Source organism: Mycolicibacterium austroafricanum (assembly GCF_000612725.1).
Classification (GTDB): domain Bacteria; phylum Actinomycetota; class Actinomycetes; order Mycobacteriales; family Mycobacteriaceae; genus Mycobacterium; species Mycobacterium austroafricanum.
This window is the reverse complement of the sequence record NZ_HG964457.1, coordinates 23,090-43,187: the sequence shown is the minus strand read 5'-3', so window position 1 is coordinate 43,187 and position 20,098 is coordinate 23,090. Positions and strand designations below refer to the sequence as shown.

General features: G+C 68.7%; 19 protein-coding genes. 12 read left to right on the top strand and 7 right to left on the bottom strand.

Features of this window, described 5'->3' with window-relative positions; translation table 11 throughout:
• Positions 1-52: 52 nt before the first annotated feature.
• The 4 genes from BN976_RS33315 to BN976_RS25115 all read right to left on the bottom strand — a co-directional run bounded on the left by BN976_RS33315 (position 53) and on the right by BN976_RS25115 (position 5,262).
• Positions 53-1,750 carry a dihydroxyacetone kinase subunit DhaK gene (locus BN976_RS33315; protein ID WP_051558555.1) on the bottom strand — a complete coding sequence of 566 codons (1,698 nt, stop codon included), beginning with the start codon at positions 1,748-1,750 and terminating at the stop codon, positions 53-55.
• A gap of 88 nt (positions 1,751-1,838) precedes the next feature.
• Positions 1,839-2,891 (bottom strand): DUF4185 domain-containing protein, encoded by a 1,053-nt coding sequence (locus BN976_RS25125; protein WP_051558554.1) that lies wholly within the window; start codon positions 2,889-2,891, stop codon positions 1,839-1,841.
• 68 nt (positions 2,892-2,959) lie between these two features.
• Positions 2,960-3,994, bottom strand: coding sequence for an aspartate-semialdehyde dehydrogenase (locus BN976_RS25120; RefSeq protein ID WP_011782622.1), 1,035 nt, complete (start codon positions 3,992-3,994; stop codon positions 2,960-2,962).
• Between the two features lie 2 nt (positions 3,995-3,996).
• Positions 3,997-5,262: an aspartate kinase gene (locus BN976_RS25115; protein WP_011782623.1), complete on the bottom strand. Its 1,266-nt coding sequence runs from the start codon at positions 5,260-5,262 to the stop codon at positions 3,997-3,999.
• An 86-nt stretch (positions 5,263-5,348) separates the two neighbouring features.
• On the opposite strand from BN976_RS25115, the gene BN976_RS25110 reads away from it, so the two are divergent.
• The 11 genes from BN976_RS25110 to leuA all read left to right on the top strand — a co-directional run bounded on the left by BN976_RS25110 (position 5,349) and on the right by leuA (position 16,482).
• On the top strand, positions 5,349-5,933 hold the full coding sequence (locus BN976_RS25110) for a nitroreductase family protein (protein WP_011782624.1): 585 nt from the start codon (positions 5,349-5,351) through the stop codon (positions 5,931-5,933).
• A 17-nt stretch (positions 5,934-5,950) separates the two neighbouring features.
• The gene (locus tag BN976_RS25105; RefSeq protein ID WP_011782625.1) at positions 5,951-6,274 is read left to right on the top strand and encodes an ArsR/SmtB family transcription factor; all 324 of its coding nucleotides are present in this window, start codon (positions 5,951-5,953) and stop codon (positions 6,272-6,274) included.
• A complete protein-coding gene (locus tag BN976_RS25100; protein ID WP_011782626.1) occupies positions 6,271-6,735 on the top strand; it encodes an SRPBCC family protein in 465 nt (154 codons plus the stop codon). Before BN976_RS25105 ends, BN976_RS25100 begins: the two co-directional genes overlap by 4 nt.
• A gap of 234 nt (positions 6,736-6,969) precedes the next feature.
• The gene (locus BN976_RS25095) at positions 6,970-8,223 is read left to right on the top strand and encodes an ammonium transporter (RefSeq protein ID WP_011782627.1); all 1,254 of its coding nucleotides are present in this window, start codon (positions 6,970-6,972) and stop codon (positions 8,221-8,223) included.
• A 108-nt stretch (positions 8,224-8,331) separates the two neighbouring features.
• On the top strand, positions 8,332-9,639 hold the full coding sequence (glnT, locus tag BN976_RS25090; RefSeq protein ID WP_011782628.1) for a type III glutamate--ammonia ligase: 1,308 nt from the start codon (positions 8,332-8,334) through the stop codon (positions 9,637-9,639).
• A 36-nt stretch (positions 9,640-9,675) separates the two neighbouring features.
• The gene (locus BN976_RS25085; RefSeq protein WP_011782629.1) at positions 9,676-10,584 is read left to right on the top strand and encodes a class II glutamine amidotransferase domain-containing protein; all 909 of its coding nucleotides are present in this window, start codon (positions 9,676-9,678) and stop codon (positions 10,582-10,584) included.
• Entirely contained in the window at positions 10,581-11,258 is a 678-nt protein-coding gene (locus BN976_RS25080) for a GltB/FmdC/FwdC-like GXGXG domain-containing protein (protein ID WP_036375098.1), read from the top strand. Before BN976_RS25085 ends, BN976_RS25080 begins: the two co-directional genes overlap by 4 nt.
• Positions 11,258-12,601, top strand: a complete 1,344-nt coding sequence (locus tag BN976_RS25075; protein WP_011782631.1) for an FMN-binding glutamate synthase family protein — start codon at positions 11,258-11,260, stop codon at positions 12,599-12,601. The genes BN976_RS25080 and BN976_RS25075 overlap by 1 nt, the downstream gene beginning before the upstream one ends.
• Complete coding sequence (locus tag BN976_RS25070; RefSeq protein ID WP_011782632.1) at positions 12,598-13,794, top strand: NAD(P)/FAD-dependent oxidoreductase; 1,197 nt, start codon at positions 12,598-12,600, stop codon at positions 13,792-13,794. Before BN976_RS25075 ends, BN976_RS25070 begins: the two co-directional genes overlap by 4 nt.
• Positions 13,795-13,803: 9 nt before the next feature.
• Complete coding sequence (locus BN976_RS25065; protein ID WP_011782633.1) at positions 13,804-14,472, top strand: helix-turn-helix domain-containing protein; 669 nt, start codon at positions 13,804-13,806, stop codon at positions 14,470-14,472.
• Between the two features lie 171 nt (positions 14,473-14,643).
• Positions 14,644-16,482, top strand: a complete 1,839-nt coding sequence (gene leuA, locus BN976_RS25060) for a 2-isopropylmalate synthase (protein WP_011782634.1) — start codon at positions 14,644-14,646, stop codon at positions 16,480-16,482.
• Here the strand turns inward: leuA and BN976_RS25055 are convergent.
• Together BN976_RS25055 and BN976_RS25050 are read right to left on the bottom strand one after the other, a co-directional pair.
• Positions 16,479-17,462: a bile salt hydrolase gene (locus tag BN976_RS25055; protein WP_036375497.1), complete on the bottom strand. Its 984-nt coding sequence runs from the start codon at positions 17,460-17,462 to the stop codon at positions 16,479-16,481. The two genes, leuA and BN976_RS25055, sit on opposite strands and share 4 nt — an antisense overlap.
• Positions 17,463-17,484: 22 nt before the next feature.
• Complete coding sequence (locus BN976_RS25050; protein WP_036375494.1) at positions 17,485-18,153, bottom strand: class I SAM-dependent methyltransferase; 669 nt, start codon at positions 18,151-18,153, stop codon at positions 17,485-17,487.
• A 73-nt stretch (positions 18,154-18,226) separates the two neighbouring features.
• On the opposite strand from BN976_RS25050, the gene BN976_RS25045 reads away from it, so the two are divergent.
• Complete coding sequence (locus BN976_RS25045; RefSeq protein ID WP_011782637.1) at positions 18,227-19,081, top strand: helix-turn-helix transcriptional regulator; 855 nt, start codon at positions 18,227-18,229, stop codon at positions 19,079-19,081.
• A gap of 8 nt (positions 19,082-19,089) precedes the next feature.
• Here the strand turns inward: BN976_RS25045 and BN976_RS25040 are convergent, their stop codons facing one another.
• Positions 19,090-20,091: a DEDDh family exonuclease gene (locus BN976_RS25040; protein ID WP_011782638.1), complete on the bottom strand. Its 1,002-nt coding sequence runs from the start codon at positions 20,089-20,091 to the stop codon at positions 19,090-19,092.
• Between the last annotated feature and the right edge of the window lie 7 nt (positions 20,092-20,098).

Sequence of the window (20,098 nt, the reverse complement as noted above, 5' to 3'; positions counted from 1 at the left end):
GCGGTGTTCCGCACCGATCACGTCACTCCGACGAGAACCAGGACTTGACGGATCACTCCTCCGGGAGCAGATCCTCCAGTGCCGCATCCACCGAGGAGGAACGCTCACCGTTGACGGCCCGCCACAGCGTGGCGCACAACCAGGCGATGGCGACCGCGCCGGCGTCCGGATGGCCGATCGCGCGTTCGCCCACATAGGCTGCCCGCCCCCGGCCCGCAACCATGTCGGCGGTGGAAGCGGCCGCCTCGATGGCGGCCAGCACCGACGCGTCGTCGAGCGCCTCGACCCCGCGACGTTCGGCATCATCGACGACGGCAGCCAGGGCGTCGACCAGAGTCCTGTCGCCGCGTTGGGCGCCGCCGGCCCGCTGCACCGCGGTCAATGCGTCGCCGATACCGGCGAGCACCGCCCCCGCGAGTCCGTCGCCGCGTGCGTCTTCGGCGCGGGAGTAGACGCCGTCGAAGACCAATCCCAACAGCGGGCCGCTGGACCCACCGACATCGTCGAGGAACGCCGACGCAAGGTGTCCGAGGTCGGCCACCAGGCCGTCGTCGACGTCTCCACGCCGCACGGCGTGGGACACGCCCGCGGCGAGGTTGTCGCCGAAGTCCCCGTCGCCGGCCGCCTGATCGAGAGCATTGAACCGGTGGCGAAGGCGCTCGGTCCGGTCCGCGAACTCGTGCAACCACGGTGACGCTCCGTCGGTGACGCCCCCGCCGTCGCCGGCGTCGCTTACGTCGTTGGCCCAGCAGAAGGCCTTCGGGCGCGGCAGTCCCGGAGTGCCGTGATCGGCGAACCAGTGCTCCAACCATTCGGGATCGGCGTCGACGACCGTGAGGCTGACGCCCCGCATGTCCAGCGCCGTGCAGTAGGCGCCGGCGACGAGACTGCGCACGGCGAGGTCCCGGTGCGCCAGCGCCCGGGCCGCGGCGTCGCCGAAGTGCAGCAGTTCCAACTGACCGGTGCCGCCGAGACCGTTGACGAGCACCACGACGCCGTGAGGCGCCGACAGGTCCTCTGTCAGCGCGTCGACCATCCTGTCGACCAGCCCGTCGAGATCCGACACCTCGATGCTCTCCCGCGCCGGTTCACCGTGGATGCCGACCCCGAACTCGAGCGACCCCGGCGACACTTCGAAGGCACGGTCGCCGTCACCGGGGCTGCGGTGGGCCTCGGATGCGACCGCAACCGTGCGTGACCTGGCGACGATGTCACGCCCGAGCTCGGCCAACTCCGCCAGCGACCGTCCCGCATCGGCGGCGGCGCCGAGGATCTTCTCCACGATCACCGTCGCTGCGGTGCCCCGGCGGCCCACCTTTCCCGCGTCGCGCGAGCCCCAGTCGTCGTCCACGAGCACCTGTTCCACCGGGATGCCGTCGGCACGCAGCCGCTCGGCCGCGATGGAGAAGTTGAGAACGTCGCCGGTGTAGTTCTTCACGATCTGCAGCACACCGTCGGGCAGTGCGACCTTCCCGCACGCCGCATAGATCTGACGGTTGTGCGGGGAGGTGAAGATCTCGCCCGGACAGGCCGCGTCCAGACCGCCGCGGCCGACGAATCCGCCGTGCATCGGTTCGTGGCCGGCGCCTCCACCGCTGACAAGAGCCACCCTCCTGCCCTCGGCGGGCATGCGGTTGAAGAGGAAAGGCGGATCGCTGGAGTACTCGACGCCCTCGCCGGCCACCATCGACAGACCCGAGAGTCCCGCGCTCGCACGCTTGGACCTGTCCGCGATGAACAGAACGGTCATCGGCCTCTCCTACTCCGTCGGCGGTTCCACTACCGCCATCATGTCCTGCACCCGTCCTTGTCAAACCCCGATGCACCCACCCGCATCGTCAAGCGGGCTTGATCGGGTTCACCGCGAACTGGATGACGCGGTACGGCGAACCACCCCGCGGCGTGGTGTTCCACTGGCTGACGAACACCCGCACCGCATCCGGGGTGGAGCCCGGCGAGATGTAGCCGCCGTACGGCTGGGCGAGCCGGTTGTCGTGCGGCGGGGGCAGGTCCTCCACGCGGTCCGGCCACGGCGCCGCGACGACGACGGTGGTGACGGGCGCCGTCCCCAGCTGCGTCGGGTCGGCGGCCACCCGGATCTCCATGTTCCCGGTGGTGGCATTGAAGTACGACAGCACGGTCTGCCCGTCGATCTGGCGCACGCTCATCTCGCCGACCCTGTCGGGCCACAGCGGCACCGGCTCGCCACCCCACGCGACACCCGTCCACCCCTGCCAGGTGGCCCGATCGGTGAACGATGCCGGCGTGGCCCGGTAGAGCACGGCGGGTCCGCTGCGATCGAAGTTGTTGGCCACGATGTACACCCAGCCGCGCGGTGACTCCGCCGTGGGGATCGGGTCGTAGTAGCCGCTGATCTGCGACTGCCTGCCGCCTGCGTAGCCGGCATCGCGTTCCGATCCGACGATGGTTTCCCAGTTGCCTTGCCCGGCAACCGCTTTCACGAGACGCGAGGTCTGCGGGCGCAGGTCCTTGGTGGTCGTCACCATCATCCAGTTCTCGCGGTTGATCTCGATCACCCCCGCGGGCAACTGCGACGCGCCCGCCGGTGCCGGGTCGGCCAGCAGCGGGGTGTCGACGCCCGTCACCCCGTCGTAGCGCACCCCGGCGGGATCGTCGAGCGACTCCCCGACCACGTGCAGGGCGATCGGCGAGAACCAGCCCCCGAACCCGACACCCTGCCCCGCGAAGCTGTCGCCGCACACCTGCAGGATCCCGCTCGGGAACTCCATGAACTCACACAGGTCGGTCGCGCCGATGCCGTAGTCGGCTGTCGGGGTTCCCGTCCCGGCCGCGGGCCCGAGTCGCAGCACCTGTCCGGGCAGCAACGGCGGCAGCTCAGGAGCAGGCGTCGCATTGGCGGCCCCCGGCATCGCCGAAATTGCATTCCAGCAGACAAAGATCGAGAAGAGGCCTGCTGGAATGCAATTTCGGCGCAAGACTAGAGCTGGGCGGCCAGCAGTTCGGCGATCTGGATGGTGTTGAGCGCCGCACCCTTTCGCAGGTTGTCACCCGAGACGAACAGCGCAAGGCCCCGATCGTCGGGCACACCGGGATCCCGGCGGATCCGGCCGACCAGCGAGTCGTCCGCACCCGCCGCGGCCAGCGGCGTGGGCACGTCCACCAGCGTCACGCCGGCAGCGCCGGCGAGAATCTCCTTGGCACGCGCCACCGAAAGCGGCTGGGAGAACTCGGCATTGATCGACAGCGAGTGCCCGGTGAACACCGGAACCCGCACGCAGGTGCCACTGACGGCCAGCTCCGGGATGCCGAGGATCTTGCGGCTCTCGTTGCGCAGCTTCTGGTCCTCGTCGGTCTCACCGGAACCGTCGTCTACCAGCGACCCGGCCAACGGGACGACGTTGAACGCGATCGGCGCCACGTACTTGTTCGGCGGCGGAAACTGCAGCGCCGAACCGTCGTGCACCAGCTGCTCGACCCCGTCGATCACCGCCCGCGCCTGCCCGGCGAGCTCCTCGACCCCGGCCAGCCCGCTCCCGGACACCGCCTGGTAGCTCGACACGATCAGACGGGTCAGCCCGGCCTCGTCGTGCAGCGGCTTGAGCACCGGCATCGCGGCCATGGTCGTGCAGTTCGGGTTGGCGATGATGCCCTTGGGGCGATTACCCGCGTCGCGTTCGAAGTTGACCTCGGAGACCACCAACGGCACGTCGGGATCCTTGCGCCACGCCGACGAGTTGTCGATCACCACGGCGCCGGCGCCGGCGAACCGCGGCGCCTGCACCCGCGACATCGTCGCGCCGGCCGAGAACAGCGCGATGTCCAGTCCGGACGGGTCGGCTGTCGATGCGTCCTCGACCTCGATCTCCTGGCCGCGGAACCCCAGCTTCTTTCCCGCCGACCGTGCCGAGGCGAAGAACCGTACCCCGGTGGCTGGAAAATCACGCTCCGCCAACAGGGTTCGCATCACCTGGCCGACCTGACCGGTCGCGCCGACGACTCCTATGCGCACCATAGCTACCGCCCTGTCCCCGCGTAGACCACGGCCTCTTCGTCGCCGCCGAGCCCGAATGCGTCGTGCAGCGCCTCGACGGCCCTGTCGAGCTCGGTGTCCTTGATCAGGACCGAGATCCGGATCTCGGAGGTGGAGATGAGATCGATGTTGATGCCCGCGTCGGCCAGCGCCTCACAGAACGTCGCCGTCACACCGGGGTGCGACCGCATCCCGGCGCCGATCAGCGACACCTTGCCGATGTGGTCGTCGTAAAGCACACGGGTGAAACCGATTTCGTCCTGCAACGCGGTCAGCTTCTCCACCGCGCCCGGCCCGCTTTCGCGCGAGCAGGTGAAGGTGATGTCGGTCTTGCCGTCCTCGACCTTCGAGATGTTCTGCAGCACCATGTCGATGTTGACGTCGGCGTCGGCGACCGCGCGGAACACCTGGGCGGCGTAGCCGGGAACGTCGGGCAACCCGACGACGGTCACCTTCGCTTCGCCGCGGTCGTGGGCTACTCCGGTGAGGATGGCGTCTTCCATGGGGATGTCCTCGATCGATCCTTTGACGATGGTGCCCGGATTGTCGGAGTACGACGACCGGACGTGGATGGGCAGGTCGAAACGGCGCGCGTACTCGACGCAGCGCAGCATCAGCACCTTGGCTCCGGCGGCGGCCATCTCCAGCATCTCCTCGAAGGAGACCGTGTCCAGCCGCCGGGCGTTCGGAACGATGCGCGGGTCAGCGGTGAAGATGCCGTCGACGTCGGTGTAGATCTCGCACACGTCGGCCTTCAGCGCGGCGGCCACCGCGACGGCGGTGGTGTCCGAGCCGCCGCGGCCCAACGTGGTGACGTCCTTGGTGTCCTGGCTGACGCCCTGGAAGCCGGCCACCAGCACGATCTGGCCCTCGTCGAGCGCGGCCCGCAGCCTGGTGGGGGTGACGTCGATGATCTTGGCGTTGCCGTGGGTGCCCGTGGTGACGACGCCGGCCTGCGAGCCGGTGAAGCTGCGGGCCTCGGCGCCCAGCGACTCGATGGCCATGGCGACCAGCGCGTTGGAGATGCGTTCACCCGCGGTCAGCAGCATGTCGAGCTCCCGCGCCGGCGGCGCCGGGGACACCTGCTTGGCCAGGTCGAGCAGTTCGTCGGTGGTGTCGCCCATCGCCGAGACGACCACGACGACGTCGTTGCCGGCCTTCTTCGTCTCGACGATGCGCTCGGCCACACGGCGGATCCGCTCGGCGTCCGACACCGAGGATCCGCCGTATTTCTGTACGACGAGCGCCACTGCAGAACCCTTCCGGAGGTTGGGGAGATCCCATAAAGGATAAAGGCTGCGCGCACGTGGTTTTTCCCGCCGGTAGCGTGCAGGGCGTGCCCGCCGCGCCCACCGATCGGTTGGCCGACACCTCGGTCCCGATCCATCCCCCCATCGCCGAGCGCTGGAGCCCCCGCGCATTCGACCCCGGAGCCGACCTGGACCGGGATGACCTGGTCGCGCTGCTGGAGGCCGCGCGATGGGCCCCGACGTGGGGGCGGCGGCAGCCGGTGCGGTTCGTGGTGGGCCTGCGGGGAGACGCGCCGTTCACGACGATCGCCGGGCTGCTGCGGCGCGGGAACAGCTACGCCAAGGCGGCGAGTGCGCTGATCCTGCTGTGTACCGACGACGGGGAGGACGACCGGACGCAGCGCTACGCCGCCGTCGATGGGGGCGCCGCTATGGCCAACATCACCATCGAGGCCGTCTCCCGGGGCCTGATCGCACACCCGATGGCCGGGTTCGACGTGGCGGGAGCCAGCGAGGCGTTCGCGCTGCCGGACGGCCTGCGCCCGGTGGTGGTGATCGCGGTGGGCCGGCTCGGCGACTACGCCGACGTGGCTCCGGAGATCGCCGAGCGTGACCGTCTGCCCCGGCACCGGCTTCCGCTGAGCGAAGTGGTTCTCAACTGGACTCCGTAAGTGGTAACTTACGGTTAGTGACTACTTACCAAGCAGCCGATCCCTGGCACGCGATCGCCGACGGCACCAGGCGCTCGATCATGCGACGACTGGCCACCGGCCCGTGCGCCGTCGGCGAACTGGCCCGCGACCTGCCCATCAGCCGGCCCGCGGTGTCACAGCATCTGAAAGTCCTCAAGTCCGCGGGCCTGGTCAGCGACCGGGCTCACGGGACACGTCGCGTCTACCAGTTGAACCCGGAAGGCCTGGAGACGTTGCGCGCCGAGCTCGACCGGTTCTGGACGCAGGCACTTGTCGACTTCAAGGACATCGTCGAACAACCCACCCAGGAGGAACGATGATCGAGCCCATCCGGCGGCACATCGTGGTGAACGCACCCGTTGAGCGCGCCTTCACCGTCTTCACCGCCCAGTTCGGGGACTTCAAGCCCCGCGAACACAACCTGCTCGCCGTCCCGATCGTCGAGACGGTCTTCGAACCCAGAGTGGGCGGCCACATCTACGACGTCGGCGAGGACGGTAGCCGGTGCCGGTGGGCGCGCGTGCTGGACTTCGAACCGCCGTCGCGGGTGGTGTTCAGTTGGGACATCGGGCCGACATGGCAGGTCGAGTCCGACGCGTCGAGAACCAGCGAGGTCGAGGTGCGGTTCATCCCCGAAACGCCCGACCGCACCCGTGTCGAACTCGAGCATCGCCACCTCGACCGCCACGGCGAGGGGTGGCGCTCCGTCGCCGACGGGGTGGGCGGCGACGCGGGCTGGCCGTTGTACCTGCGGCGGTTCGGGGAGCTGATCGACCGATGAGCGCACAACTGGAAATGGCGTGCGCCGTCGGCGAACTCGCCGGCCCGGGTCGGCGTGCGCCGGCGGCGCGGTTGCGCGGCTGAGTTCGCCTCCGTCACAGCAAGTTCGCAGTGTTCGCCGCGGAAGGGGGTTTACCGCGACGAAACGCGGCGTGACCGTCGACGTAACAGAAACGTCGGTAACTGTCGGTGAACGGCTCCGCTTCGGAGCCGCACACTCGCAGGAGAACCGTCTATGGATACAGGGACGACCGCGTTCATGCTGTGTTGCATCATCGGCCTCACGCTGATGATCCCCGGCCTCGCGTTGTTCTACGGCGGCATGGTGTCCGTCAAGAGCTCGACCAACATGATGATGATGACGTTCGGCTCCGCCGCACTCGTGGGCGTGCTGTGGGTGCTGTTCGGCTTCTCGATGACCTTCGGCAGCAGCTACGGCGGGTTCGTCGGCAGCTTCACCGAGTTCGCAGGCATGAAGAACCTGACCGAGCCGATGACCACGATCGACGGCTTGCCGATCAGCTTGTTCTCGCTGTTCCAGGCACTGTTCGCCGCGATCACCGTCGCGCTGATCTCCGGCGCGGTGGCCGACCGGATGAAGTTCGGAGCGTGGATGGGCTTCGCGACGCTGTGGGCGGTGCTGGTGTACTTCCCGGTCGCGCACTGGGTGTTCGCGTTCGACGGCGTGGTCACCGAGGACTCGGTCGGCGGCTGGATCGCCAACAAGCTCGGCGCCATCGACTTCGCCGGCGGCACCGCGGTCCACATCAACGCCGGCGCCGCGGCCCTGGCGGTGGCGATCGTGCTCGGCAAGTCCAAGAACTGGGGCCAGCTGCGCAAGCCCCACAACGTTCCGCTGACCCTGCTCGGCGCGGGGCTGCTGTGGGCCGGCTGGTACGCCTTCAACGGCGGTTCCGCGCTGGCCGCGGGCAACTCCGCAGCGATCGTCATGGTGACGACGTTCGTCGCGACGTGCGCCGCGACGTTGGCCTGGATCGCGGTCGAGAAGATCAAGGACGGCCACGTCACCGGTGTCGGCGCGGCGTCGGGTGCGATCACCGGCCTGGTCGCCATCACACCCGCCTGCGGTGCGGTCACCCCGGTCGGCGCGATCATCCTCGGCGCCATCGCCGGTGCCATCTGCGTGTACGCGGTGGGCCTCAAGGAGCGCTTCGGCTACGACGACTCGCTCGACGTCGTCGGCGTGCACCTGGTCGGCGGTGTGGTCGGCACCCTGCTCATCGGATTCCTGGCCAGCGAAACCATGCCCAACGCCACCAACGGCCTGTTCTACGGCGGCGGCATCGACCAGTTGTGGAAGCAGGCAATCGCCGCGGGCGCGGTGATGGCGTACTCGTTCGCAGTCGCCTTCGCCATCGCCTTCATCCTGAAAAAGACTGTGGGCATTCGTATTTCGCCGGACGACGAGGAGAAGGGCATCGACGCCGCCTTCCACCGCGAGGCGTCCTACGAGATTCAGCCCGCCTGAGCTGAGCAAGCGGCCGGTGCGGGCCCCCGGGTCCGCGCCGGCCGTTTCGCCGTGCGGGATGTTTCACACGGTGATACTTTGATTCACAACACGAGACAAGGAACGAACATGGCTGAAGATCTCGCCACCCTGGCCGAGCAACACGGAACGAAGTTCATCCTCGCGCTGTTCGTCGACCTGCGCGGAAAGCCCTGCGCCAAGCTGGTCCCCGTCGAGGCGGTCGACCTGCTCTCGACCGAAGGGGTCGGCTTCGCCGGCTACGCCGTCGGCGCGATGGGCCAGGAACCCAAGGATCCCGACCTGATGGCCATCCCGGATCCGGCGTCGTTCACCCCGATCCCGTTCATCAAAGAGGGTCTGGCGATCGTGCACTGTGATCCCCACGTCAATGGCGAGCCATGGCCTTTCGCGCCGCGGGTCATCCTGAAATCCCTCATCGAGCGGTGCTCGGACGCCGGTTTCGAGCCGTGGGTGGGCGCCGAGGTCGAGTACTTCCTGCTGTCGCGCAACGACGACGGCAGCATCGCGGTCGCCGACACCGCCGACACCGCCGCCCAGCCGTGCTACGACGCCCGCGGCGTCACCCGGATGTATGACCACCTGGCCGCCGTCTCGACCGCGATGAACCAACTGGGCTGGTCCAACTACGCCAACGACCACGAGGACGGCAACGGCCAGTTCGAGCAGAACTTCAAGTTCGCCGACGCCCTGACCACCGCCGACCGGGTGATCACGCTGCGCTACCTGCTCTCGATGATCGCCGCCGAGCGCGGCATGATCGCCACCTTCATGCCGAAGCCGTTCGGCGACAAAACCGGCAACGGCCTGCACTTCCACCTGTCGCTGACCAGCGGCGGCGCCCCGGTGTTCCCGGCCGAGGAGGACGAACGGGGCCTCGGACTGTCCGACACCGCCTACGGCTTCATCGGCGGCATCCTCGAGCACGCGTGCGCGCTGCAGGCTGTGGTCGCGCCGACGGTGAACTCCTACAAGCGAACCGGTGCGGTCGCGACGTCCTCGGGCGCCTCGTGGGCGCCGCGGCTACCCACCTACGGCGGCAACGACCGCACGCACTACATCCGCGTTCCCGACTCCGACCGCATCGAGATGCGCGGCGGCGACGGCTCGGCCAACCCGTATCTGGCGATCGCCGCCGCTCTCGGTGCCGGCCTGGACGGCATCAAGCGCAGCACCGACCCGGGCGCCGTCGGTCAGGGCGTCAGCACCCGGGCTCTGCCGTTGACGCTGCTGCACGCCGTCGAGGATTTCGAGGGCGACGCGGTGGTGACGGGTGCGCTCAACGCCGCGGGCGAAGGAGTCGCGGCGTACTTCGCCAACATCAAGCGCGAGGAGTTCTTCGCCTACCACAGCACGGTCGGCGCCTGGGAGCTCGACAACTACCTCACGGCCTTCTGAGCGCCGTATCCGTCACGACAGGAAAGGAATTCAGCGATGTGCGGGATCGTCGGGCTGCATCTGCGGACACCCGAACTCTATCCCCGCCTCGGGGAGCTGCTGACCGGCATGCTCTGCGAGATGGGTGATCGCGGCAGCGACTCGGCCGGAGTCGCCGTCTACGGCGACCCGACCTGGTCGCCGGCCGGCCGCGGGTGCGTCTCCGTGGCCGACCTCGGCACCGGCCGGACCGAGGACGCCGATCAGGTCGCCGCGGCCGTCGCCGCGGCGCTCGGTGGTGACGTCTCCGGCGTCGGCGTCGACGTCAGCTACGTGCTGTCCGCGGACGTGGACTCCGAGGTCCTGCTGGCGGCGTTACGCTCGGCGTACCCCGACGCCCTGGTCGCCGGATTCGGTTCGGACATGGCAGTTCTCAAAGGGGTCGGGCATCCGCGGGCGCTGACCGAGCGGTGGGGCCTGGCCAAGGCGCAGGGCTGGCAGGGAGTGGGACACACCCGCATGGCCACCGAGTCCGCCGTGACGCCCGCGGGCTGCCACCCGTACGCCGTGGGCGCCGGGCAGTGCATGGTGCACAACGGATCGTTCGCCAACCACGCCACCATCCGGCGCGAGCTCCGTGCTGCGGGGGTGCCCTTCGACAGCGAGAACGACACCGAGGTGGGTGCCCGTTTCATCGCCAGACTTCTGACCGAGGGCCGTGACGTCGAGGGCGCTCTGAAGGAACTCTGCGCAACGTTCGACGGTTTCTACACGCTGCTGGTCTCCAACCGCGACTCGTTCGCGGTGGTGCGCGACGCGATCGCGTGCAAGCCGGCGGTGATCGCCGAAACCGACGAGTGGGTCGCGATGGCCAGTGAATACCGCGCCCTGGCAGGACTTCCCGGTGTCGAAGAGGCCCGGATCTGGGAACCCGAACCCGAGGTGGTGTACGCGTGGAGCAAATGAGGACGTTCGACCTGCGGACGACCCCGCTGCGTGAGGTCAACACCGCACTGCACGCGGCGGACCTCACCGGCGACTTCCTGATCGAGCATCCCGCAGGCGCGCACAACGTCGCCGTCGGACTGTCCGCACCGGTCAAGGTGACGATCGACGGACACGTCGGCTACTACGCCGCAGGGATGAACCAGCACGCCGACGTGATCATCAACGGCAACGCCGGAACCGGTGTCGCCGAGAACATGATGAGCGGCTCGGTGTGGGTGAAAGGTGATGCCTCCCAGTCGGCCGGCGCCACCGCACACGGCGGCCTGCTGGTCATCGAGGGCAACGCCGCGGCCCGCTGCGGAATCTCGATGAAGGGTGTCGACATCGTCGTCGGCGGAGACGTCGGGCACATGAGCGCGTTCATGGCGCAGGCCGGACGTCTGGTCGTCCGCGGCGACGCGGGCGAGGCGCTGGGCGATTCGATCTACGAGGCCCGTATCTACGTCCGCGGTGACGTCGCATCGCTGGGTGCCGACTGCGTGGCCAAGCCGATGCGCGACGAACACCACAGCGAGCTTGAAAAGCTGCTGAAGGCAGCCGGATTCGAGGGTGACGACACACGCTCCTACACCCGCTACGGATCGGCCCGTTCCCTGTACCACTTCCACGTCGACAATGCGAGTGCCTACTGATGAGCTACAGTTCTGACGACCGCGCGCGGCTGGGGCTGCGTGAATCGGCGACCTTCGACCGCGCCACCATCGCGGCCATCCAGCGGGCGGCCGACACCGGGATCTACGACATCCGCGGCTGGGGCGCCAAGCGTCCACTCCCCCACTTCGACGACCTGCTGTTCCTCGGCGCGTCGATGTCACGCTATCCGCTGGAGGGGTACCGCGAGCGCTGCGCCACCGACGTCGTGCTCGGTGACCGGTTCGCCAAACACCCTCTGCACCTGGATATCCCGGTCACCATCGCCGGGATGAGCTTCGGCGCACTGTCCGGGCCCGCCAAGGAGGCGCTCGGCCGCGGCGCCAGCGAGGTCGGCACGTCGACGACCACCGGCGACGGCGGGATGACGCCGGAGGAGCGCGGGCAGAGCAAGTACCTCGTCTATCAGTACCTGCCGTCGCGGTACGGGATGAATCCCGAGGACCTGCGCAAGGCCGACGCCATCGAGATCGTGCTCGGGCAGGGCGCCAAGCCCGGCGGCGGCGGAATGCTGTTGGGGCAGAAGATCTCCGAACGCGTCGCGGGGATGCGCACCCTTCCCGAGGGGATCGACCAGCGCTCGGCCTGCCGCCATCCCGACTGGACCGGCCCCGACGACCTCACCATCAAGATCAACGAGCTGCGGGAGATCACCGACTGGGAGAAGCCGATCTACGTCAAGGTCGGTGCCAGCCGCACCTACTACGACGTGAAACTCGCCGTCCACGCCGGCGCTGACGTCGTGGTGGTCGACGGCATGCAGGGCGGCACCGCGGCCACCCAGGAGGTGTTCATCGAGCACGTCGGGATCCCGACGCTGGCCGCGATCCCGCAGGCGGTGCAGGCGCTGCAGGAACTGGGTGTGCACAGGAAAGTTCAGTTGATCGTCTCCGGCGGCATCCGCAACGGCGCGGACGTCGCCAAGGCACTGGCGCTGGGCGCCGACGCCGTCGCGATCGGCACCGCGGCGCTGATCGCACTCGGCGACAACCATCCGCGCTACGCCGCCGAGTACGAGAAGCTGGGCAGCGCAGCGGGTTTCTTCGACGACTTCCAGGACGGCAGGGATCCTGCCGGCATCAGCACGCAGGACCCCGAGCTGGCAGCGCGTTTCGATCCGATCGCAGGCGGCCACCGGCTGGCGAACTACCTGCGCGTGCTGACGATGGAGGCGCAGACCATCGCCCGCGCCTGCGGTAAGTCGCACGTGTGCCACCTGGAACCCGACGACCTGGTCGCGGTCAGCATCGAAGCAGCGGCGATGGCCCGTATTCCGTTGGCGGGCACGGACTGGATCCCCGGTCGCAACGGAGGAGCCTGGTGACCGAGACAGCCGATGTCGTCATCGTCGGCGGCGGCCTGGAGGGCGCCGCGGCCGCATGGGCGCTGAGCCGTCGCGGGGTGACCGACGTCGTGGTGGCCGAACGCAACACCGTCGGCTCCGGGATGACCGGTAAGTCCAGCGGCATCGTCCGCTGCCACTACGGGGTGAGCTCGCTGGCCGCGATGGCCGCCGACGGGCTCGAGGTCTTCGAGAACGGTGAGGACATCTTCGGTACCGACATCGGGTTCCGCCAGACCGGCTACGTCGTCGGCGTCGGCGAACAGAACGTCGAGTCGCTGCGCAAAAGCCTTGCCGCGCAACGCGCCGTCGGGGTGGACACCGAGGAGATCGACAAGGACGAGGTCGCGAAGCTGTGGCCGTTCGCCGACCTGACACCGTTCGCGGCGTTCGGCTGGGAAGCCCGCGGCGGGTACGGCGACGCCTACCAGACCGCGCAGGCGTTCTCCACGGCGGCGCGCGCCGCCGGCGCACGGGTTCGGCAGGGCACCGCGGTGACGGACCTGCTCGTCGACGGCGACCGGGTGACCGGAGTGCGGACCGCCGACGGCAGCGAGATCTTTGCGGGCACCGTGGTCGTCGCCACGGGCGTGTGGACCCGTCCGTTCCTGGCGCGCTACGGCATCGACGTGCCGATCCGGGTGATCCGCGAACAGATCGTGCTGATCGACCCGGGTGTAGAGGTGGGGAAGGTGCCCGTCTTCTCCGACCTGGTGTCGCTGCAGTACGTGCGGCCCGAAGTCGGCGGCGAGATCCTGTTCGGCAACAGCGACCTGCCCGGCTATGACGCAATCGATCCGGCCGACCCCGACGACTATCTGAACCGGGCCACCGACGGCTTCGTCGACCTCACCGTCGACAAGGTCGGCACCCGGTTCCCCGGCTTCCCCGACGCCGCGATCTCCGGCAGCTACGCCGGCTGCTACGACGTCACCCCCGACTGGAACCCGATCATCTCGGTCGCCCCCCTGGACGGGCTCGTCATCGCCGCCGGGTTCAGCGGGCACGGTTTCAAGATCGCACCCGCGGTGGGCCGACTGGTCGCCGACATCGTCGTCGACGGCCACAGCAGCGACTCCCGCATCCCCGCATCGGACTTCCGGTTCTCCCGCTTCGCCGAGGACGACCCGCTCAAGACGCCCTACCCCTACGTCGGCGCGGGGCAGATGCGCTAGACAGAGACCGTGGCCCTCCCAGAAGATCCGGCCGATCCCGGCCCGCTGCTCCGCAACACCTCCGGCACGGCCCGGGACCGCGACCCCGCAGCACCGGTCGAGGAACTCGAGATCGAGGCCGCGATCGGCCGCAACGTGCGACTGCTGCGGCTGCAGCAGGGGCTGACGGTCGCCGAGACCGCCGCCAGGGTCGGCATCTCGAAGGCCATGATGAGCAAGATCGAGAACGCCCAGACCTCCTGCAGCCTGTCCACGCTGGCGCTGCTGGCCAAGGGCTTCGACGTGCCGGTGACCAGCCTGTTCCGCGGGGCCGACGTGGAACGCCCGGCCGCCTTCGTCAAGGCCGGCACGGGTGCACGCATCGTGCGGGAAGGCACCCGCGAGGGCCACGAGTACCAGCTGCTGGGGTCGCTGCGGGGCGAGCACAAGCGGCTGGAGTGCCTTGAGGTCACGCTGTCGGGGAAGAGCCAGACGTATCCGCTGTTCCAGCATCCCGGCACCGAGTTCATCTACATGCTCGAAGGCGTCATGGACTACAGCCACAGCCGGACGGTGTATCGCCTGCATCCCGGCGACTCGCTGCAGATCGACGGCGAGGGCGCGCACGGCCCCGTCGACCTCGTCGAGGTGCCCATCCGGTTCCTGTCGGTGATCGCCTTCCCCGACTCCCAGGTGTGAGCCCGGACAACCCAGGTTTTGTCGCGCGGGCCTGCGGGAGTACAGTCAGGACCGTGCAGCGGGTGCTCCTTCTCGGACGCCGCGACGGGGTCTGACCAGACCGGCCTCCCGTCGCGGGTGTTTCGCGATGCGCCGGTCTGAAGTCCCCTAGACCTTTTCCGGAGCACCGAAATGACTGAGAACTACAGCCCCAGCGCCGATGCCTACAGCTCGGTACGCACGATCACCACGCCGGCGGGTCCGCCCAATCCCGGCCAACCGTCCTGGAACACCCAGCGCGGCTCGTCGATGCCGGTCAGCCGCTACCGCAACTTCGCCGCAGAAGTTCCAGGCGGAGCGCCTGCTGCGCCTTTCGACCGCACCTGGCCCGACAAGGTCATCGACACCGCGCCGCTGTGGTGCGCGGTGGATCTGCGCGACGGCAACCAGGCGCTGATCGACCCGATGAGTCCGGCCCGCAAACGTCGCATGTTCGATCTGCTGGTCAAGATGGGCTACAAGGAGATCGAGGTCGGCTTCCCGTCGGCCAGCCAGACCGACTACGACTTCGTCCGCGAGATCATCGAGCAGGGCGCCATCCCCGACGACGTCACCATCCAGGTCCTGACCCAGTGCCGCGACGAGCTGATCGAGCGGACCTTCGAGGCCTGCGACGGCGCACCGAACGTGATCGTGCACTTCTACAACTCGACGTCGATCCTGCAGCGCCGGGTGGTGTTCCGCGCCGACCGCGACGAGATCAAGAAGATCGCCACCGACGGCGCCCGCAAGTGCCTGGAGGAGGCGGGCAAGCACCCCGGCACGCGGTGGCGCTACGAGTACTCCCCCGAGTCCTACACCGGCACCGAGCTGGAGTACGCCCTGGACGTCTGCAATGCGGTCAGCGAGGTCATCGAGCCGACGCCGGACTGGCCGCTGATCGTCAACCTGCCTGCGACCGTCGAGATGGCCACCCCCAACGTCTACGCCGACTCCATCGAGTGGATGAGCCGCAATCTGGCTCGCCGCGGCTCGATCATCTTGAGTCTGCACCCGCACAACGACCGCGGAACCGCGGTTGCCGCAGCCGAATTGGGATATCAGGCCGGCGCGGACCGCATCGAGGGCTGCCTGTTCGGCAACGGTGAGCGCACCGGCAACGTGTGCCTGGTGACGCTGGGGCTGAATCTGTTCTCCCGCGGGGTGGACCCGCAGATCGACTTCTCCAACATCGACGAGATCCGTCGCACCGTGGAGTACTGCAACCAGCTGGGCGTGCACGAAAGGCACCCCTACGGCGGCGATCTGGTCTACACCGCGTTCTCCGGCAGCCACCAGGACGCCATCAACAAGGGTCTGGACGCGATGAAGATCTCCGCCGACGAGCAGGATTCCGATGTCGATGACATCGTGTGGCAGGTTCCCTATCTGCCGATCGACCCGAAGGACGTCGGCCGCACCTACGAGGCCGTGATCCGGGTGAACTCGCAGTCCGGCAAGGGCGGCGTCGCCTACATCATGAAGGCCGACCACGGGCTGGCGCTGCCGCGGCGGCTGCAGATCGAGTTCTCCCAGGCGATCCAGCAGATCACCGACGGCGAGGGCGGCGAGGTGTCGCCCAAGGAGATGTGGGACGCGTTCTACGACGAGTACCTGGCGCCCATCACCCCGCTGGAGCGGATCCGGCAGAAAGTCGACGCGTCCGAGGTGGATGGCGGCACCGACACCATCACCGCGGTGGTGAAGGTCAACGGCGAGGAGCACGAGATCGTCGGCGCCGGCAACGGCCCGCTCGCGGCCTTCGTCGACGCGATCGGCGCGGTCGGGTTCCACGTCAACGTGCTGGACTACTCCGAGCACGCGATGTCGGCCGGTGAGGAGGCCGCGGCCGCGGCCTATGTGGAGGCCGAGATCGACGGAAAGACCGTGTGGGGTGTCGGTATCGCGACGTCGATCACCACCGCATCGCTGCGTGCGGTGGTGTCGGCGGTGAACCGGGCGATGCGCACCCGGCCGAGCCTGTTGCGTTAAGGAACCGCGAGGAACGCGAACGGCTCCGCGGGCTGGAACTGCGCGCTGGTGTCCCCGGCGTAGATTGTCTTCTCGCCCTCGCCCAGCTCCAGTCGGCGGACCGGCGCGTCCACGCTGAAGTCCAGGTTCTTCAGGTCCACCCAGAAGGTGTTCGGCGACAAGGCGGATTCGAAGAAGTAGCGCAGGGATTTGTGATCGACCACCGTGCGCCATCGGGTCGAAGAGATGTTGGGTTCGTCCGAGGTCGCGATGCCGTACGGGGTGGAGACGTTGCGCACGACGCTGAACACCGCGGCGACGGCGAGCACCGGGTCGTCGCACTTGGGCACCGCGTTGATGTAGAACGCCGCCCGCACGAAGCGGTCGGCGGCGCGGTTGGTGCCAGGCAGCATCACCGTGCCACCGATCTCCTCCCAGTACTCGGTGATGGCCAGCTGCTTGTCGAACGTCGGCGAGTTCGTCATCACCTGGTGGCTGCGGTCGTGGTGGATGGTCTGCCTGCCGTCGATGTACTCGACGATGGCGCTGTCCCCGCTCGCGTCCGACATCGCCAGGTGCAGGGTGGCCATCCGCTGCTGTCCGGGCACTTCGGCGGTGGCCACCCGCAACGGGTTGGCGGTCAGCGCGGCGACCGCCTCGGCGACGGTGGCGAAGTTGTCGAGCACGTACTGCGCCCACAGTGACAGCGCGACGGCCGGGCCGCCTGCGTCGTCGGCCGGGTACTGCGATTCGGCCAGCCACAGCAGGTTGGCGGCCAGCCCCGCCTCGTTGACGCCGTCGGTGCTGCAGATGTCGTAGGCGGTGGCGACCACGCTGCCGTACTTGGCCGTCCATTCCAGCGAGTCGGGTCCGGCCTGCCCGGCCCTGCGGATGCCGCGGGGCAGCACCCACAGGTTGGTGCCGATCTCAACCTTCCAGTCCATCGAACGGCCGGTGACCACACGATCATTCGTGCCTAGGTAAACCACGCGAGTGCACACGTCGAGCACTGTAGGACATCGCTCACTCACCCGGCCGCGTCGCCCGGATGAACGACACCGGCCCGAACACCCGAAGCCGGCGGGTCGCGACCACAGTGGTGTCGAACCCGGCGGCCTCGACGAGTTGGGGCAGCCGTGCGCCGGCCGCGGCATGGCGGTGGCCGGTGAGCCGCGACATCAGGCCCTCGGGTTGATCTGCACCGCCGACGTCGACGATGTGCAGCCGGCCGCCCGGCCTCAGCACGCGCCACGCCTCGGCGAGGGCAGACACCTTCGTGCCGTCGTCGAGGTGATGCAGCATCAGTGACGAGAGCACCCGATCGAAGGATGCGTCGGCGAACGGCAACTCCTGGGCATAGGCGGTCTCGAACCGGACGGGGCCTTCGCCGGCGGCCTTCCGCCGCGCCCTGGTGACCGCCCGGGGGTCGGGGTCGGTGGCCGTGATCCGGGCCGACGGCGCCGCACGCAGTGCACGCGCGGTGAGGTTCCCTGTGCCACAGCCGATTTCGAGGACGTCGAGCTCGCCGGCCAGCTCGGCCTGGGTGACCAGTTCGTCGTAGAGCGGGTACGTTCCCAACAGCCGGACCAGAAGGTCGTAGGCAGGCAGGAAGAAGTCGCGACCGGCGGCGGGCAGGTAGTCGTGACGATTACCCCAGGTGCGCGCCACCGGATGTGGAGGATTTTCTGTCATGTGATCCATGCTGACCATTGGCGGACAACGGGTGTCGGCTGATATTCGTCAAGACCGGGACTATCTTTGACTCGTGTCCGAGACAGCCGTCTTCGCCGGCCGCCGCGACGGAACGCCGGTGTACGCGTATCCGCGCCGTCGCCCGCAGGCGCCGGTGTCCGTCCTGGAACTCGGCCCGGACGCACCTCCGGTGCGCACCACGCACATCCACGAGTTCCCGGTGCTCGTCTACCAACCGGCGACCGGGTCGGTCGATGTGGTGGCCGCGGGCCTGCCGGTGGATCCGGGCCGGGGCGGCGACCGGACCGGGGCGGTCGCGGTGTTCTTCGACCCGGCTGCGCTTGGCGAGGGCGCACGCTCACCGTGGCCGACCTGGCGGGCGCATCCGCTGCTGTCTCCCTTTCTGCACGGACACCACGACGGCATCTTGCGACTGGAGGTCCCCGCCGCCCGGCGCCCGTTCTGGGACGCCGGTGTCGCCGCCCTGCAGGCGGAGTTGACCGACCGTCGCGACGGTTACGCTCAAGCGGCGCTGGCGCACCTGACTGTGCTGCTGATCGAGCTGGCCCGTCTCTCCGATGACGTGGTCGGCGATCTGCGGCGCAGCAACGAACCGCTGCTGGCCCAGGTGTTCGACGTCATCGAGCGTCGGCTCGGTGAACCGCTGACGCTGCGCGATGTCGCCCGCGAGTGCGGCCTGACTGCGGGATACCTCACCACGGTCGTCCGCCGTCGCACGGGCCGTACCGTCGGCTCGTGGATCGCCGAGCGCCGGATGGCCGAGGCACGTGCCCTGCTACTCGCTACCGAGCTGACCGTCGGGGAGGTGGGCAGACGCGTCGGCATGACCGATCCCGGTTACTTCACCCGGCAGTTCCGCAGCTGCCACGGTGAGTCGCCGCGCACGTGGCGTGCCAGGCACGGCTGAACCCGAGCTCAGAACAACGTGAACTGGTCTCCGGCGGACGCCTGGTCGGCGAACTCCTCGATCGCCGACCCACCGATCACCGTGTCGAGGTGCCGCAGGAACTCGGCACTGCCGAGCGTCGGCACCCCGAAACCGCCGGCCTGATACCCCTTGCCCTGCTCGGGCGCGGGATCGTCGCAGACGACGAGCGAGGTATGCCCGTCCACGACCTCGGTGAACGCCAACCCGGCATGCAGGATCCGCTCGACGAGCTCCTCGTGGGTGTGCCCGACCTCTGCCGACAGCGCCACCCGCATGCCCTGCACCAGCGGTCTGCCGGCCACGAAGACTCCCGGGTTGGCGTAGGCGCACGGCATCCTGGCGGCGAGCGCCTTGAGCGGCCGGAATTCGTCGTGGGTGATGCGGCCGTTGGGCCACGTGCGGCGGCTCACCGGGTGCACCGGCAGCCACTTGCGGCGCTCCTGAGCGCGCACCAGCACCGGCTTGAGGATCTGAGCCAACACCATCGCGTCGTCGAGTGCATCGTGCGGCTTCATCTGCGTGACGCCCCAGTGCGCGGCCAACGTCTCCAGCCGCAGGTTGTCCAGGCCGAGATCGAGGCGGCGGGCCAGCTCGACGGTGCACATCACCGTGTCGACGGGCAGTTCGGCGTGCACCATCTCGGCTTCGGCGGTCAGGAACGAGTAGTCGAAACCGACGTTGTGGGCGACCAGGGTGCGGCCCCGCAGCACCTCGATCAGGTCGCCGACGACGTCGCCGAACGCGGGTTGGCCGGCCAGCATCTCGGCGGTCAACCCGTGCACATGGGTGGGTCCGGGATCCACACCGGGATCGAGCAGGCTGTAGAGGCTCTTCTCGACGTTGCCGTCGTCGCTGAGGGCCAGCGCCGCGACGCTGACGATGCGGGCCTGCCCTGGCCGGAAACCCGAGGTCTCGACATCGACCACGGCCCAGCCCGCGCCGGGCTGGTCGGCAGGTCTGCCCCAGCGACTTCCGGCGGTTGAACTCACACATCGA

Bases quoted from the DNA above. Each gene is read 5' to 3' on its own strand.
- BN976_RS33315 (WP_051558555.1), bottom strand. From the start codon at position 1,750: ATGACCGTTCTGTTCATCGCGGACAGGTCCAAGCGTGCGAGCGCGGGA.
- BN976_RS25125 (WP_051558554.1), bottom strand. From the start codon at position 2,891: ATGCCGGGGGCCGCCAATGCGACGCCTGCTCCTGAGCTGCCGCCGTTG.
- BN976_RS25120 (WP_011782622.1), bottom strand. From the start codon at position 3,994: ATGGTGCGCATAGGAGTCGTCGGCGCGACCGGTCAGGTCGGCCAGGTG.
- BN976_RS25100 (WP_011782626.1), top strand. From the start codon at position 6,271: ATGATCGAGCCCATCCGGCGGCACATCGTGGTGAACGCACCCGTTGAG.
- BN976_RS25095 (WP_011782627.1), top strand. From the start codon at position 6,970: ATGGATACAGGGACGACCGCGTTCATGCTGTGTTGCATCATCGGCCTC.
- glnT (WP_011782628.1), top strand. From the start codon at position 8,332: ATGGCTGAAGATCTCGCCACCCTGGCCGAGCAACACGGAACGAAGTTC.
- BN976_RS25085 (WP_011782629.1), top strand. From the start codon at position 9,676: ATGTGCGGGATCGTCGGGCTGCATCTGCGGACACCCGAACTCTATCCC.
- BN976_RS25080 (WP_036375098.1), top strand. From the start codon at position 10,581: ATGAGGACGTTCGACCTGCGGACGACCCCGCTGCGTGAGGTCAACACC.
- BN976_RS25075 (WP_011782631.1), top strand. From the start codon at position 11,258: ATGAGCTACAGTTCTGACGACCGCGCGCGGCTGGGGCTGCGTGAATCG.
- leuA (WP_011782634.1), top strand. From the start codon at position 14,644: ATGACTGAGAACTACAGCCCCAGCGCCGATGCCTACAGCTCGGTACGC.
- BN976_RS25050 (WP_036375494.1), bottom strand. From the start codon at position 18,153: ATGACAGAAAATCCTCCACATCCGGTGGCGCGCACCTGGGGTAATCGT.